We start from the raw sequence: 15592 nt of genomic DNA, 5'->3' as shown, positions 1-15592 counted from the left end.
AAGCAACACTGAATCAAAGGAGAAACGAACTATGGGCGAATTAAAAAACTGTCCGTCATGCGGCAATTTGTTTGTGCATGCGCTCCGGGCCGTCTGTCCGGAATGCCACCGGGTGGAAGAGGAGCGGTTTCAGAAGGTTTATACGCACGTGAGGAAAAGCAAACACCGCCAGTCGACCATTCTGGAGGTCACGGAAGCTACCGGGGTCAGCGAGGAGGACATTTTCCGCTATATACGCGAAGGGCGCCTGAACCTTGCGCATCTGCCGAACTTCAGCTACCCGTGCGAAGGCTGCGGGGAGCCGATTCGCGAGCTCCGGCTGTGCCGCGCTTGTTCCGGCCGTATTTCTTCGGGGCTCGAGGAGGAAGCGAAGCAGAAGCAGTGGGAAGCCAGACAAATTAAAGATACGCGGGCGACGTACCGGGCGCGGGAATAAGGAATGAGTCAAAAAGCATGTATGTATGTTAAAATTTAAGTCTTAAGTACCAAGGAAAGCGACGCTGCCCTGGCCGATATAAAGAGTAACAAATCAGCCGGAGCAGAACGTCCGGATGGGAGGGACTTAACAGATGAAAATTCATTCCGCGCATTCCGCTAATGCCATATACCGTAATCAGAACACCCAGCAGCAGAAGCCGCCGCAGGGTGAGCAGACAGGGAAAAAAGACTCCGTCGAAATTTCAGCCGCAGCCAAACAGCTGCAGCAGTCGGAATCTATCGACCCGGCCCGCAGGGAGAAAGTCGACCAGCTGAAAGCCCAGATTGAAAACGGCACGTACGAAGTGCGGCCGGAAGAGACCGCAAAGAAAATGCAGAACTACTGGAACAATCAGTAACAGGCCGTCTTCCGGCCTGTTGATACATATACATAAAGGAGCGACCGCATGAGCGTACAGATAGTGGTAGAACAGCTTGGCGCACTGATCGAAGAGCACCGGGTGCTGCTTGGCATATCCGAACAGAAAACGCAGATGCTGAAAAATAACAGTGCAGAAGCCCTGCAGCAGAACGTCCGCGACGAACGCCGGCAGGTGCAGCGTATTACACGGATCGAGCGGGAACGCCACCAGCAGGCTGCAGCACTTGCAGGGGCCAGCGCGGAGGACACTGTATCCATCGATGCGTTAAAGCCGCTTGCCTCCGAAGCAGAGCGAGTGCAGCTCGAGGAGGGGCAGTACGAGCTGATTCAGGTGATGACTGCTCTACAGCACCAGGAGGAGCTGAACCGGGCGATGCTTGAGGACGCGATGAAATACACGCAGGTGATGCTCAGTGCCATGCAGCCGCAGGAGTCGGCACAGTACGGCCGTCAGGGGCAGATGCCGCAGCGGGCGAAGAGGGAATACTCGGTCTTTGATTCACGGGCTTAAGCAGGAGGTACACAGAAACGAGGAGGAAAATGCATGACTTCGACATTCATGGGGCTTGAAACAGCGAAACGGGCGCTCACTGCCCAGCAGCACGCGCTGCAGACGACAGGACATAACATTGCCAATGCCAATACGCCGGGGTTCACACGGCAGCGGGTCGACCTGCAGCAGAGTGATGCTTTTTCGAAAGCCGGCATGAACCAGCCAAGCACGCCAGGCCAGATGGGCACCGGGGTGGACTCCAACACAGTCGCTCGTATCCGCGACCAGTACCTCGACGTGCAGTACCGGAGTGAAAACGCCAAGCTCGGCTACTGGGAAACGAAAAGTGAAAACCTCTCCCGCATGGAGGACCTGATGAACGAGCCGACCGAAGAGGGCGTCGCCAATGCGATGGATGAATTCTGGAAATCGCTGCAGGACCTGGCGGCGAATCCGGAAGACTCCGGGGCGCGTTCGGTCGTGCGTCAGCGCGGGGAAGCAATGGTTGACACCTTTTCCTACATATCCAATTCTCTGCAGGCGAATAAAACCGACCTTGATGCCCAGATTGATAACGAAACCGTCCAGTTCAACTCGCTGCTCAGCCAGATTAACAGCTTAAACGAACAGATCGCGGGCGTCGAGCCGCACGGCAAGGTGCCAAACGACCTGTACGATGAACGCGACCGGCTGATTGACGAGCTGTCGTCTATGGCGACGGTGGAAGTAAAGCGCAATCCGAGCGGTGGAAAGGCGAACAGTAACGCTGAAGGCACGGTCGATATTTTCATGACGAGCAATACCGGCGAGCGGCTTCAGAAGCTGGTGGATGGCAACGCCCTTGCGTACCAGGAAGTGAGCGTGGAAAAATCCGCCGGCCGAAACGGGCACGTGGAAACGGCGAGCTTTGAATGGGCGAACGGTAAAGCGGGCACAAACGTCCCCAATCCTTCTGCCAGCGCCAACGTATTTATGGAGTCGAGCGGCAGCATGCAGGGACTGCATGAGGCCTACGGCTACATGAACGAAGCTTCCGGAGAAGTCGAAGGCCTGTACCCGGATATGCTAGGTAACATCGACACGATGGTGACGACCTTTGCGAACGCGCTCAATGCAACCCACCGGGAGGGGTGGACGATGAACGATGTCGAAGCGGGCACAAAGGGTGCCGGCATTGACTTTTTCAGCTTTGACCCGGCGGTACTTGCCTCCAAGGGTGCTGCTAGTGCGCTGCGCGTAAGCGGGGACATCAAAGCCGATTTAAACAATATTGCCGCAGCTTCAGCATCAGAAAACGGCACCGGCTATGCCGGCAACGGCTCCAACGCGCTGAACCTCGCTAACGTGAAGGATGCCAGCCTGAACTTCGGGGAAGGAACCGAAAACTCGACGAGCGTGCAGCGGTTCTACCAGGGCGTGATCGGCCAGATGGCGGTCGATGCAAGCGAAGCAAACCAGAAAACAAATATTACCCAGTCCCTGACCTCCAGCGCCGACGAGCGCCGCATGTCGGTGAGCGGGGTAAGCATGGATGAGGAAATGGCCAACATGATTCAGTTTCAGCACGCCTACAACGCGGCGTCCCGGAGCGTAACGACGTTTGACGAAATGCTCGACCGCATCATCAATAACATGGGTCTGGTCGGCCGTTAAAAAAAGGAGGAAAATGATATGCGAGTCACCCAGCAGATGATGACCCAGCGCTCCACCGGCCACATCAGCCAGAGCTATGATCAGATGATGAACCTGCAGGATCAGCTGTCTACCGGCAAAAAGATTACCCGGGCCTCCCAGGACCCGGTCGTTGCGATGAACGGGATGCGCTACCGCTCCCAGGTCGGAGAGGTAGAGCAGTTTGAACGGAACGTCGGCGAAGCGCACAACTGGCTCGACTCCAGCGATGCCGCTCTCGGGGAAGCAACCCAGGTGATGCAGCGGGTGCGTGAGCTTGTCACCCAGGCGTCGAACGACACGTACGAAGGCGAACAGCGCGGCAACATTGCCAAGGAAATCAAGGAACTGAAGGAACAGCTGATCAGCTCGGCCAATACGAAGGTTGGCGACAAGTATATTTTTAACGGCTCCAACACGACCAAACCGCCAATTGACACTAATGCGACCGAAAACGGCGTAAAGGCGGACAGCTTCACCGGCCACGGCGATGCGGTGGAAATGGAGCTCATGAAGGGCATTAAAATCGGCGTCAGCTCCGCCCCGGGTGCAGTGTTTAACGAGCAGCTGTTTAATGAACTCGAACAGCTGCAGGCGGACCTGGAAAACCCTGATACGACCGGGCAAGATCTGCAGAAATACCTGGGCACGCTTGATACGCAGATGAACAGTATTGTAAATGAGCGGGCCGAGCTCGGTGCGCGCTCCAACCGGATTGAGATGATTGAAAGCCGGCTTGCCGATCAAAAGGTCATTTCCAACAAAATTATGTCCAACAATGAAAACGCCGATCTCGAAGAAGTGATTACGAACTTAGTGAACCAGCAAACCGTGCACCAGGCGGCACTCGCCTCGGCCGGACGGATCATGCAGACGACGCTGCTTGATTTTCTAAGGTAAAGAATTTATAAAATGTGGGAAAATCTGTTTTATTATGAAGTGCGATTCAGTATACTTGAATTTGTGACTATCATCTGTTTCGCATGAGTATTCAAATTAGAAGGGGGCCAAGGTGTGGAAATCGAAACGAAGCATTTAGGTGCTGTCACAATCGAAGAAAAAGATATTACCCGTTTTCCGCAGGGCATACCGGCGTTTGAAGACGAACGCGACTTCGTGTTTCTTCCGTTTGACGACAGTGGAAGCCTGTTTATCATGCAGTCGGTCCAGCATGCGCACATTGCGTTTATTACGGCCGATCCGTTTGTGTTTTTCCCGGATTATGAGCTTGAAGTGCCGGACGCTGTGACGGAGCAGCTGCACATCGAAAATCCGGAGCAGGTACTTGTGTACGTCACGCTGACGCTTGCGAACACGCTTGAAGAAAGCACGGCGAACCTGCAGGCACCGCTGATTATCAATGTCGAACAGAAACTCGGCAAGCAGTGGCCAATGGCCAAGTCGCCGTATGAAACGAAGCACCTGCTGTTTCAACGGGCGCAGAAAGAAGGCACAGGATCATGTTAGTACTCACACGAAAGAAAAAAGAATCGATTCGTGTCGGGGATGATATCGCGATCACTGTACTCGGAATTGAAGGGGACCAGGTGAAGCTTGGTATCGATGCCCCGGAGCATATTGATATACACCGCCAGGAAGTATACGTTTCTATTCAACAGGAAAACCGACAGTCACTCGCGGGCGATATTACCCTTTTGCAGAAATTATCGGAAAATATGAAAAAATAATAAATGGCTATTCATTCACTACATACAACTTACGGACTAATAAAAATACTAAAAAATATGGAAATGTATCTAAAAAATGTACAATAAGGAAAAATTATAGTTCTTTATTCATATTTATGATATAATTAATTTACRATAAGTGGAAAATGCCTAGGGTCATAGGGCTTCTTGTCGGAACCGATGAAGAAAAGGTAGAATTTGTATACGGCCGTTCGAGTTCAGGGGATTGGTTGTCCTGCTGCAGTTTACAGAGAGAAATTAACAGACAAAAACGCAGAGGGCATGCTTGGGGAAAGTGTGTTCAACAATAAAAAACATCACTTTCGGTGAGGTCTCAGGAGGAATACATAATGGCCAAGACTTACAGTCGCAACATCCCGGGAAGCAGGGTGCYGATTTTATTTATCGACCTGCAGGGATCAGAAGTACTGCCGCAGGCAGCAGAATCAATGGGGAAGCTGGCTGTGCGTACGAATGGGGAAGAGTGGACCACGCTCATGCAGCGCGGTTTGCAGAAAGATACGCTGTATTATACAGCGTGCAGTGATTTGGATGCGTTTGTGCGTCTTCAGGAAGCAAAACGGGCCGGATCTGCGTGCAGGATTGGTGTGAACCTGCCGGAGCGGCTCAGGCACCTGGTGGATGAGTTCATCTGCCAAGAAGTGACTATGCTTCTGGCCGCCGAGCGCGACGAAGACGACTGGCGCAAGCATTTTATGCGCGCTACGCAGTTTCAGACGTACATCGACCCGGTATTTCAGCCGCAGGTCGTCGAACGGTACCGCCGCATGAATCAGCTACAGGAAGAACCACCCGAGCAGCAGCTCGAACTCGACGTGCATAAAGCACGCGGTACGCTGTCCGAAGCAGAAATCCGGATTTTGGAAAAAATTCTCGAAGGCAAAAGCAACCGCAAAATTGCCGAGGAATGCTTTCTGGCCGTCGCCACCGTCAACAACCACGTCAGCCACCTGACGAAAAAGATGCAGGCCAATGACCGCACGCACACCATCAAGCGCGCGATCGAAGAAAACTGGGTCGAGTTTATAACGTGATAGAAAAGCGTAGGTCCGCCGTTCAGGAGTCTCGTACGGCTGACCACGCCCTGCAAAGGAAGTTCGACTAACCTCGCCACGTCCTGTGGCAACGTCGAACTGACCCACATCCTGTGAGCCTAAGGCAGGGCAAGGTCAACGGAATGAGCGACTGCGGACCGAAGCTGGACATCATGAAAAGCGGTGAGCGTTCGTTCACCACCCGGGACGGCTCGCGGCTTTCGGTCGGCTTGTGACGAAGTCGCAAACGATCCGAAACAGCGAATGGACCCGGGTGGTAACGCTCGTAGCTAGACAGCGAGAAAAGCGAAACCACCCTTGTTGTAAGGAAGTTCGATGAAAGACGTCACTATCGTGACACCATCGAACTGACCTGCTTCGCAGGCCTCAGACGGCTGGCGTAAACCTGGCTGGAAGCGTCGACAGACGGTGAAGCCAGGGTGCAGCCAATAGACTGGACGGCTGGGTGGCGGAGCTGGACAGCGAAAGACGAATTTATCTTAGCGAAAGTAAGCTCGGTAAAGCTCATTACTTTTTGGGAACTATCGAGCTTACTATGTTTGAAAGTCTCTAAATTCAAGAATCAAAAAATGCCATGCTCTATCATTCAGCACGGCATTAATTTTAGTATTATTAGCGAACATGCTGACGCAGCCTTTGAAACTACTTCTTAGAATTATAGCATAGTAGCTAAACAGCAATGTCGCTGAACTTTTTAGGCATTATACTTTTCTAACCAAGCATAAACAGAGCGGGAGCCCTTGTACTCCGTGCTCTGTTTTTTTGCTTTTTAGGCGGTAAACATGCTCTGGCAGTGACCGGTACGGAACAACTGCTGCTGGATCATAAAAGTACTCGCTTTTGTTGGAAGCGACGCACCGTCTGTGAATTGGATCATCGTTCCATCAGCGGAAGTGACAAACTGGCCAGGCTGCACATGGTTATAAAAAATCCAGATGTTTTCCGGATCGCGTAGCGACGAAATTGGAAACGCATAAATGCCTTCCGACGGGTTCACCGGTACCGGCAGCTTCTTGCGGATATGTAAGTAATGCTTTACCGCTTCGCTTCGACCCTCAAAAGAAGATCCTCCCCGTAGGCACCCTCTTTTAATAATAGCGGTCGGGGTACATGAAGCCGGAATGCGTGCTCCGTCCTTTTCCCATATAATACTTTTCGCCTCTCCTTCAAAATTCGGTACGATAGCCATCGTGTTTTCATTTACTTCGTACTCATCCAATACTCTGTTGTTATACATAAAATATTTCCCCTATCTGATAGTCTCCACACCGTTCTTTTCTGTAAATAAGTATACGAATGCTATGTGAAAATAACTAGTACTTTTTGCATAATATAACTAAAAGAATATTTTTAAGAGAATTACAAAAAATACTAAATACATAAACCGAGCAGCCGATATAAAGAGTGTAAGCAGGAAATGCTAAAACGCAACGTACGGGCGTTAAAGCAAATTCTGTGATATAGGCTTACCACAAGGACGTGGAAAGCACTTACACACTCAGGGAGGAATTTTACGATGATTATCAACCACAACCTCGGTGCCATGAACGCACAGCGTCAAATGAGCACCAATCAGAACAACATGAGCAACTCAATGGAGAAACTTTCTTCCGGTCTTCGTATTAACCGTGCCGGTGATGATGCAGCTGGTCTTGCAATCAGTGAAAAAATGCGTGGGCAGATTCGAGGGCTCGAGCAAGCAGATCGTAACGCTCAGGATGGCGTATCGATGATTCAAACAGCTGAAGGGGCGTTAAACGAAACGCACAGCATTTTACAGCGTATGCGTGAATTGGCCGTTCAATCATCGAACGATACCAACACCAACGACGATCGTAAAGAAATACAAAAAGAAGTAGAACAATTAAAATCAGAAATCAATAGGATATCAGATGACACTGAATTTAACACGCAAAAACTATTGAATGGCAGTCTGGGAGCTGTTGGTTCTTCCAGTGATTCAGCCGTTATTCAAGTCGAAAGTGCTTCGGGCTTGAAAGCTGGCGATTATGATGTTTCGGTTACGACAGAAGCTACTGTGAAAACAGCAGTTGATGGTACTGTAGGATTTGGCGAGGGAGGCACCCCTCCAGATCCTACTGGAAAAGATCTAAGTATTAATGGAGTGAGTATTGATTTCAGTGATTTATCAGCTAGCGCGAGTCAAAGCGATGTCATGAGTAAAATTAATGAGTACACTGACCAAACTGGAGTATTTGCTAGCGCTGGTACTGCCGCTGGTACGATTTCTTTATCTACAGAAGCCTATGGTTCAGACGCAAAACTTAGTCTAGGAGGTAGCGATTCATTAGAATTTGGTGGCGCAGTATCTGGTGGAGCTAATGCTGTGGTCGAAATTACTGATGAAGCTGGTGTGACTGAAGAATTAACTGGTTTGGGTCAAGATGTTTCTTATAGAGGCTCTCAGTTAACGGTTACTGAGGACGGCAATGGAAGCGGGGCAGCAACCATTACTGTAGCAGGTGGTGGAGCGACCTTACAGATTGGATCAAATAAAGATCAGCATATGCTTATCGATATCAATGAGATGAGTACAGCGACACTCGGCGATTCGAATGTTGGATTAGTTAAGGACATCAACCTAGAAAGTCAAACAGGTTCAGACGATGCTATTGCTACATTGGACGCTGCAATAAAAGAAGTCTCAGGTGAACGTTCTAAACTTGGTGCTTTTCAAAATCGTTTGGAGCACACCATCAATAATCTCGGAACATCGGCTGAAAATCTCCAATCTGCGGAATCTCGTATTCGTGACGTTGATATGGCTAAAGAAATGATGAACATGACTAAAAACAACATTCTTTCTCAAGCTTCGCAATCTATGCTTGCCCAAGCTAACCAACAGCCACAATCGGTTCTTCAGTTACTGCAGTAAAACTATTTCATCGTAGGGGTTCTAGTGTTAAGACTAGGACCTCTTTCTTTACATAATTGTATAATTTTCAGGTTTAATAACAAAACTATTTATATAGAAAACAGGGCTTTTATAGGAAAATATTTGAAAATCATGAAACAGAACCTAAATGTTATCGATACGATGGTGGAGGGTCTAGCCCATGTCCAAAAACAGCTTAATGAAAGAAACTACTCAGAAGCGGTTCAGCTTATGGAAGACATGATCATTGGCTTCACTGCAGTGAAGCGTGCAACCCGGGCAGTATTGAAAAATATCGAAAACACTGGGGGCGCGGAAAAGTGTTTCAATCATGTCCACGAGAATTTAAACTTAGTCGTTACTCATTTAGAAAACCACTCCTACACCAGACTGCAGGAAATTTTCCAATTCACCTTAATTCCCAACGTAAAAAAACTGCAGCGTGAGCTGGAACAGCTTTTCCAGCCTTACGTATTATCCTAAACACTACACTCCTGCGAATTTCTGCTAATACTATAAACAACTGAGGCAATCTTACACCACAAGACTATACATCCAGAGGTTCCGGTGCCCCGGGACCTTTTTATACTTTTTTGGAAAGGAGGTGATGGTATCGATGTCGGCAGTGTTTCGATCATAAGCAGTCAACTGCAGGCGCAGCAGCAGGCGAACATATCGCTCATGCGCCAGTCGATGGACACGGCGTCGAAGCAGAGCGCCGAGCTGCTCGATGACATGGCTGGCGGCAACCATGCCGGAACGATGCAGAGCGTGGTTTCCGGTAAAGGCCAGTCGATCGACGTAAAGGGATAGGGATCATCCCAGGAGGAGGTAGGCGGGAGATGGATGTTTCTATTCGATCAGCCGGAGGCAAGGGAGCTTCATCCAAGCGGGAAGCGGGCGTTATAGATGTTTCGAAAGTAACGTCGAACGAATTGGTGGCAGCTGAAACCAATTCTGCGCTTCACGTAACAAAGAAGGAAATGGAAAAATCAGTCGAAACGTTGAGTGCGATGCTTGACCCGCATTTAACACGGCTGAAGTTCAACGTGCACGAAGACACCGACCGGGTGTATGTGCAGGTGATTGACCGAGACACAGAGGAGGTCGTGCGGGAAATTCCGCCCGAGTCGCTTTTGGATTTTAACGCTTCGATCTTTCGCCAGGCCGGGCTGTTGGTAAATGAAAAAGGATAAATGGAATGCGTCTATCTGTAAAGGTAGGCGTTTTCTTTATATAAACTGATTTACTTAGTGAATGTGTAAAAGTTAAAGTAATTGATCTGCACATATATGGTTGAAAGTACTAATATTAGAAGTACCAATGTGACTTAATGAAGCAATCTTTTTTTATAAATTTTCATGGTAAAACTCCTACTTTAGTATTGTAATTTCCTGTAATTAAGTTTACTATTAAATAAGAATATAGTCCTAATATATTTGTATATTTTATATTTATAAATTTTTAAGGAGGAGAAATTATGGCTTTAGACAGAATTAGAAGAGTAGAGTCGAAGCGTGAAATGGAAAGCGTAACGGATGATTTTGTAACAATGGGATATGAAGTAATTTCTCGTGGAGAGTCGTCAATCAGAATGCGCCAGCATGGCGGCTGGGGTTCACTGGGCGGCCATTTGATTGTTGGTCTATTAACTGTCTGGTGGTCGTTTGGAATAGGGAATATAGTTTACGCGGTATATAAGCGGTATAGTGGAGAAAAGGTACTTCTTAAATTAGAAGAGCTAGATAAAGAAGCATAGAAGCTAGCCAAAAGTCCTTATTCTTTTAAATTGTTCAGAGTATTTTTAATTAAAATAAGAGGCAAGTCGCCTGCGCCTACCCCTCGGGATAAGCGCTTTTTTTATTCCTCCTCCCGATATTTCCGGAACTTCCGCACGGAACCAACACAAAGAAGCAGGGCAATAGCCGCCGCTACGCTTACCTTGCTTGCCATACTTGAAGGTTCGCCGGCAGAGAGGCTGTCGATACCAACCAGCATCGCAAACATCATGGCAAAATTGCCGATAATACTCGCAACCAGATTCCAATGCTCATCCACAAACACACGGGAATACATACAAATCTCCCTTCCGTACTTTTCCATTTGGCGTGTAGTTTTATACTAACATACAGAAAAAATATGCTACGATGACAGCAGTACCGAAAGGAGGTAGGCTGCATGAATACGAACGGAGTTCAGTCCGTCGACCGAGCCCTCTGGATTATCGATCTGCTCGCCGAAGCGCCGGAAGGGCTTGGCGTGACGGAGCTTTCGAACCGCCTGGACGTTGCCAAAAGCACAGTACACCGGCTGTTGGCTTCACTTCTGCAGAGGGGCTATGTGAAGCAGGGAAACGAACGCGATGTGTATACGCTCGGGTTCACATTCATGGAAATGGGGGAGCGGGTGGCGGAATCCATCGATGTGCGGAAAGCGGCGGGAGAAATCATTCATGATCTCGCGAAAGCCACCGCAAGCACAGTGCACCTCGTGCAGCTCGAAGGATCGCAGGTCGTCTACATCGATAAAGTGGAAACGTATGCGCGGCTGCGGCTGTTTTCGCGTGTCGGGCGCAAAGCACCGCTCTACTGCACCGGGGTAGGTAAAGCACTGCTGGCTTTTCAGCCCCTGCACGTGCAGGAAAAGCTGGTAGATGAGCAGGAGATGGTCCGGCATACTCCGCATACGATTACGTCTAAAGAAGCGATGATGAACGAGCTGGAAAGAATCGCGCAGGAAGGCGTGTCCTACGACCGGGAGGAGCACGAATTAGGCATTCAGTGTGTGGCGGCACCAATTTTTGATTTTCACCGGCGGGCGGTCGCGGCAATTAGTGTCACCATGCCTCATATGAACGCAGAGACAATCGACTGGGAAAAAACCGTACAGCAGGTGCAGCGGGCGGCGACAGCCATATCACGCGAGCTTGGCCATTAAAAGAACGCTTTCAATCTGCCGCGCGGTCTGCTACACTATAAGCGATATATCCCATATGGGGATTTTCTTTTTATTCATAATACGGAACATTGTTCCTTAATAAGGAACAAAAGGAGGCCGCAGGCTGATGAGTATTATTCAGACGATTGAACAGGAAAAAATAGTGCCGATTATCCGAAGCAGTGATAAAACGCAGTTGCAGCAGGTGATTGAATCCTTATACGCAGGCGGAGCACGGGTGCTCGAAGTGACGATGAACACGCCGGGAGCGCTCGCGGCGATTGAGTGGGCGAAGGCGACGCACAGTGATCTGCATATTGGCGCAGGAACGGTACTGGACGCTGAATCTGCGCGTACTGCCATTTTGTCCGGCGCAGAGTTTCTGCTTGCCCCGACGCTTGATGCCAAGACCATTGAAACCGGAAATCGTTATGGCGCGCCGGTCATTCCGGGTGTGCTCACGCCGACCGAAATTCTGCAGGCAACCGAGGCCGGAGCAGAAATGGTGAAAATTTTCCCAATCCGCGCACTCGGAGCCTCGTACTTAAAAGATGTCCAGGGTCCGCTTCCGCATGTGCGCGCAATGGCTGTGGGCGGGGTGTCGCTCGACAACATGCAGGAATACCTGCAGAGTGGCTGGCACGCGGTCGGCGTCGGCAGTCAGGTGGTCGATCCGAAGGCAATGGAACGCGGAGACATGAAGCAGCTCACTCGCAATATGGAACAGGCCCGCGCCATCCTCCGTGAAGGCGGTGGGTACCAATGAACGTCATCGTCATTGATGGGGGGACCACCAATACGCGTCTCCGGGTCGTGGACGCCGAGACGCTGGAGGTCAAAAAGCGCATCTCGCTCGATCAGGGCGTGCGCAACCAGGCGATGGAGCAGGACTTTTCACTGCTCGAGCGGCTGATTGATAATGAGCTAGATACGCTGGCTGCGCAGTTTACGTTCCGTGACGTGATCGGCTACGGCATGCTAACGGCGAACATCGGCATGCGTGAAGTCCCCCACGCGCCGTCGCCGCTTACGATGGAGGAGCTTGCTGCGCAAACGGTGCACGAGCGCTACAACGCCCGGCGCTGGCACTGGATCACGGGCATGAAAAACGGCGATGAGCCGGTTGACGTGATGCGCGGTGAAGAGGTTGAGGCGTTTGGCATGCTGCGCCATACGCCGGCTGAAGGCAGCGGGCTGATTATCCTGCCGGGCTCGCATACGAAATACATCCGGGTCGAAGACGGCTCGCGGTTGCTCAGCTGCACGTCCACCCTGGCCGGCGAAACGCTCTCCGCACTTCGGACATCCACGATTTTATCCGATTCGATCGGGCCGAAGCTCGTGGAAGCGCTCGAACCGGAGGTGCTGATGGAAGGATGGGATCTGGCGGAAACCGAAGGATTCACGCGGGCGGCGTATTACGTGCGTCTGCGCCATCTGTTTGCTGATTACACGGAAAACGCCCGGGCGAATCTTTTGCTCGGTGCGGTATTATATGAGGATATGAAAGCATTTGAACACGCCGCGGACGGCGCCGGCTGGCTGTATCTCGGCGGGCATGGTGCAATGCAGGAGGCGTACCGGCATGTGCTCGAGCAGAAGCAGGGGCGCCCGGTCCACGTCTTTACGAAACACGATCTTGAAAAAGCGTCGCTGCAGGGAGCCCTGCAGCTGGCCAATCTGGAACAAACGAAAGGGGAATCCCGATGAAAATCCGATCCTACGAACTATTTCAGGTGCCACCGCGGTGGCTGTTTCTAAAAATTACGACGGATGAAGGCCTGGAAGGCTGGGGCGAGCCGATCGTGGAAGGGCGCGCTGCTTCGGTCAAGGCGGCTGTCGATGAGCTGATGGAATACATGATCGGGGAAGATCCGATGCGGATCGAAGACCACTGGAACAAGCTGTACCGCTCCGGTTTTTACCGCGGCGGGCCAATTCACATGAGTGCGCTCGCCGGCATCGACCAGGCGCTCTGGGATATTAAGGGCAAGTACTACAATGCGCCGATTTATGACCTGATGGGCGGCGCCTGCCGCGACAACATCAACATTTATTCCTGGATCGGCGGTGACCGTCCGAGCGACGTCGGCGCAGCGGCGAAGGAAACCGTAGATTCCGGCTTCCGGGCAATTAAAATGAACGGCACGGAGGAAATGCAGTACATTGATTCGTTCGATAAAGTCGAAGAAGCGGTGGCGCGCGTAGCGGCTGTACGGGAAGCCGTGGGCACAGGCGTTGGCATCGGCATCGATTTTCACGGGCGGGTGCACCGGCCGATGGCGAAGGTGATTGCCAAAGAGCTTGAGCCGTACCATCCGATGTTTATCGAAGAGCCGGTGCTGACCGAAAACATGGAGGCGTTGCAGGAGCTGCGCCAGCATACGCACATCCCGATTGCGACCGGAGAGCGTATGTATTCGCGCTGGGAGTTTAAGCATATTCTCGCGAACGGCTGGGTCGATATTATTCAGCCGGACCTCTCACACGCCGGCGGCATCACCGAAGGAAAAAAAATCGCGACGCTGGCAGAAGCATATGACGTGGCCCTGGCGCCGCACTGCCCGCTCGGCCCGATTGCGCTGGCAGCCTGCCTGCAGGTGGACGCAACAAGCCACAATGCCTTCATTCAGGAGCAGAGCCTCGGCATTCACTACAACCAGAGCAACGACCTGCTTGACTACATTGAAGATAAAAGCGTGTTTGCCTATGAAGACGGCGCGGTGAAAATGCCGCAGGGGCCGGGCCTTGGCATTACGATCAACGAAGATTACGTGCGCGAGCGAGCGAAGGAAAGCCACAATTGGAAAAATCCAGTGTGGCGGCATAAAGACGGAACGATTGCCGAATGGTAAGCTAACATTTCTTCTTAGTTTAAACAGGAATAATCAGTGAGTCACGGCCATGGAGGAAAATGAAGCGTTCATCTTTTCTCCATGGTCCCTATCATTCGCATAAATGATAGCGCTATCAAAAAGGAGGATAAAAATGAAAGGAATTTCCCTGCTGTTTTTTAGTTTATTACTGCTCCTTTCAAGCTGTAGTAATCAAAATGCTGATTCTTCAGGCTCCGACTTTTCTGGCGGTCCGTTAACATTTATTGTACCTACAGCTGCAGGTGGAGGCACAGATATCGTCACGAGGTCTTTAGGCTCCATGATGGAAGAAGAAATGGACCGTGGAATCGGTGTGGAAAACATTCCCGGCGGAAGCAATGCCATAGGCATGATTGAAGGGGCGAATGCCGATCCTAACGGTAAAACAGTAACAATGGTAGTAGCAGAACTTGCTATGCTGAACGATTTGGGGCTGGCTGATATCAGCCCGGATGATTATAAACCAGTAGCAATGGTTAATTTGGACCCTGCAGCTATTACGGTTCCTGCTGATGCCCCTTATGATACGCTGGAAGAATTTATAGCCTATGCAAAAGAACATCCTGATGAAATAAAAATTGGAAATTCCGGTACTGGCTCGATATGGCATATTGCGTCTGAAGCGATGGGCTCTGAAACAAATACCAGCTACACGAATGTTCCTTATGAAGGCGCGGGGCCGGCTGTAACGGCACTTGCCGGTGGGCATGTGGACGCAGTGACGGTTAGTGCTGCTGAAGTGTTGCCGCAGGTAGAATCTGGAGAGTTTAAAACATTGGCTGTGATGTCAGAGGAACGTGTGGAAGCGATGCCCGATGTGCCTACGTTTGAAGAAGAAGGATATGACCTTGGCACAGTAGGAACATGGCGGGGCCTTTGTGTACCCGTTGATACTCCTGAACAGACAGTGGATAAGCTGGAAAAATCGATATTAGAGACTGCGGACTCAAAAGAATTCGAAGAATTCATGAACGACGGGGGCTATGGACTTGAAATCAAGGATTCTGAAGAGTTTCAGGCATTTTTAAATGAGCAGTCGGAATTTTTTGATGAAATGCTGACAGAACTGGATATGAAACAAGAACAATAGGGAGGT

Annotated in this window: 20 protein-coding genes; 18 read left to right on the top strand and 2 right to left on the bottom strand. The window is 50.5% G+C overall.

The features are described 5' to 3' along the window. Positions 1-31: 31 nt before the first annotated feature. The 8 genes from CHL76_RS11490 to CHL76_RS11455 all read left to right on the top strand — a co-directional run bounded on the left by CHL76_RS11490 (position 32) and on the right by CHL76_RS11455 (position 5766). Positions 32-436 (top strand): TIGR03826 family flagellar region protein, encoded by a 405-nt coding sequence (locus CHL76_RS11490; protein WP_079475412.1) that lies wholly within the window; start codon positions 32-34, stop codon positions 434-436. Positions 437-569: 133 nt separating this feature from the next. Then, positions 570-836: a flagellar biosynthesis anti-sigma factor FlgM gene (gene flgM / locus CHL76_RS11485; RefSeq protein WP_079475413.1), complete on the top strand. Its 267-nt coding sequence runs from the start codon at positions 570-572 to the stop codon at positions 834-836. A gap of 48 nt (positions 837-884) precedes the next feature. Continuing rightward, complete coding sequence (locus CHL76_RS11480; protein WP_079475414.1) at positions 885-1370, top strand: flagellar protein FlgN; 486 nt, start codon at positions 885-887, stop codon at positions 1368-1370. Positions 1371-1403: 33 nt separating this feature from the next. Continuing rightward, a complete protein-coding gene (gene flgK / locus CHL76_RS11475; protein WP_079475415.1) occupies positions 1404-3005 on the top strand; it encodes a flagellar hook-associated protein FlgK in 1602 nt (533 codons plus the stop codon). 18 nt (positions 3006-3023) lie between these two features. Further along, complete coding sequence (gene flgL / locus CHL76_RS11470) at positions 3024-3923, top strand: flagellar hook-associated protein FlgL (RefSeq protein ID WP_079475416.1); 900 nt, start codon at positions 3024-3026, stop codon at positions 3921-3923. Between the two features lie 114 nt (positions 3924-4037). After that, positions 4038-4490: a flagellar assembly protein FliW gene (gene fliW, locus CHL76_RS11465; RefSeq protein ID WP_079475417.1), complete on the top strand. Its 453-nt coding sequence runs from the start codon at positions 4038-4040 to the stop codon at positions 4488-4490. After that, the gene (gene csrA, locus CHL76_RS11460) at positions 4484-4711 is read left to right on the top strand and encodes a carbon storage regulator CsrA (RefSeq protein ID WP_079475418.1); all 228 of its coding nucleotides are present in this window, start codon (positions 4484-4486) and stop codon (positions 4709-4711) included. Before fliW ends, csrA begins: the two co-directional genes overlap by 7 nt. 350 nt (positions 4712-5061) lie before the next feature. Then, on the top strand, positions 5062-5766 hold the full coding sequence (locus CHL76_RS11455; protein WP_094908616.1) for a response regulator transcription factor: 705 nt from the start codon (positions 5062-5064) through the stop codon (positions 5764-5766). A gap of 790 nt (positions 5767-6556) precedes the next feature. Here CHL76_RS11455 and CHL76_RS11450 read toward each other — a convergent pair. Beyond that, the gene (locus CHL76_RS11450) at positions 6557-7024 is read right to left on the bottom strand and encodes a competence protein ComK (protein ID WP_079475420.1); all 468 of its coding nucleotides are present in this window, start codon (positions 7022-7024) and stop codon (positions 6557-6559) included. 279 nt (positions 7025-7303) lie between these two features. Between CHL76_RS11450 and CHL76_RS11445 the strand changes: the two genes are divergently transcribed. From CHL76_RS11445 to CHL76_RS11425, 5 genes are all read left to right on the top strand, one after another. Further along, positions 7304-8683, top strand: coding sequence for a flagellin N-terminal helical domain-containing protein (locus tag CHL76_RS11445; RefSeq protein ID WP_094908615.1), 1380 nt, complete (start codon positions 7304-7306; stop codon positions 8681-8683). Between the two features lie 132 nt (positions 8684-8815). Further along, positions 8816-9166 carry a hypothetical protein gene (locus CHL76_RS11440; RefSeq protein WP_079475422.1) on the top strand — a complete coding sequence of 117 codons (351 nt, stop codon included), beginning with the start codon at positions 8816-8818 and terminating at the stop codon, positions 9164-9166. An 84-nt stretch (positions 9167-9250) separates the two neighbouring features. Then, the gene (locus CHL76_RS11435; RefSeq protein WP_158219164.1) at positions 9251-9496 is read left to right on the top strand and encodes a putative motility protein; all 246 of its coding nucleotides are present in this window, start codon (positions 9251-9253) and stop codon (positions 9494-9496) included. 29 nt (positions 9497-9525) lie between these two features. Continuing rightward, positions 9526-9879 carry a flagellar protein FlaG gene (locus tag CHL76_RS11430; protein WP_079475424.1) on the top strand — a complete coding sequence of 118 codons (354 nt, stop codon included), beginning with the start codon at positions 9526-9528 and terminating at the stop codon, positions 9877-9879. 284 nt (positions 9880-10163) lie between these two features. Then, positions 10164-10442, top strand: a complete 279-nt coding sequence (locus CHL76_RS11425; RefSeq protein WP_198951237.1) for a hypothetical protein — start codon at positions 10164-10166, stop codon at positions 10440-10442. Between the two features lie 101 nt (positions 10443-10543). Here CHL76_RS11425 and CHL76_RS11420 read toward each other — a convergent pair whose 3' ends face one another. Further along, positions 10544-10759 (bottom strand): hypothetical protein, encoded by a 216-nt coding sequence (locus CHL76_RS11420; RefSeq protein WP_079475425.1) that lies wholly within the window; start codon positions 10757-10759, stop codon positions 10544-10546. Positions 10760-10861: 102 nt separating this feature from the next. Here CHL76_RS11420 and CHL76_RS11415 point away from each other — a divergent pair, with 102 nt between their 5' ends. The 5 genes from CHL76_RS11415 (at position 10862) to CHL76_RS11395 (ending at position 15586) form a co-directional block, all read left to right on the top strand. After that, on the top strand, positions 10862-11620 hold the full coding sequence (locus CHL76_RS11415; RefSeq protein WP_079475426.1) for an IclR family transcriptional regulator: 759 nt from the start codon (positions 10862-10864) through the stop codon (positions 11618-11620). 127 nt (positions 11621-11747) lie between these two features. Then, the gene (locus tag CHL76_RS11410; protein WP_079475427.1) at positions 11748-12386 is read left to right on the top strand and encodes a bifunctional 4-hydroxy-2-oxoglutarate aldolase/2-dehydro-3-deoxy-phosphogluconate aldolase; all 639 of its coding nucleotides are present in this window, start codon (positions 11748-11750) and stop codon (positions 12384-12386) included. Beyond that, on the top strand, positions 12383-13330 hold the full coding sequence (locus CHL76_RS11405; protein WP_079475428.1) for a 2-dehydro-3-deoxygalactonokinase: 948 nt from the start codon (positions 12383-12385) through the stop codon (positions 13328-13330). Before CHL76_RS11410 ends, CHL76_RS11405 begins: the two co-directional genes overlap by 4 nt. Then, the gene (gene dgoD / locus CHL76_RS11400; RefSeq protein ID WP_094908614.1) at positions 13327-14475 is read left to right on the top strand and encodes a galactonate dehydratase; all 1149 of its coding nucleotides are present in this window, start codon (positions 13327-13329) and stop codon (positions 14473-14475) included. Before CHL76_RS11405 ends, dgoD begins: the two co-directional genes overlap by 4 nt. 133 nt (positions 14476-14608) lie before the next feature. Next, the gene (locus CHL76_RS11395; RefSeq protein WP_158219163.1) at positions 14609-15586 is read left to right on the top strand and encodes a tripartite tricarboxylate transporter substrate binding protein; all 978 of its coding nucleotides are present in this window, start codon (positions 14609-14611) and stop codon (positions 15584-15586) included. Positions 15587-15592 lie beyond the last annotated feature (6 nt).

Origin of the sequence: Marinococcus halophilus, from assembly GCF_002265875.1 — a bacterium.
In the GTDB taxonomy this organism is placed as follows: domain Bacteria; phylum Bacillota; class Bacilli; order Bacillales; family Marinococcaceae; genus Marinococcus; species Marinococcus halophilus.
The sequence above is the reverse complement of the archived record's forward strand: the minus strand, read 5'-3'. Positions and strand labels throughout refer to the sequence as shown.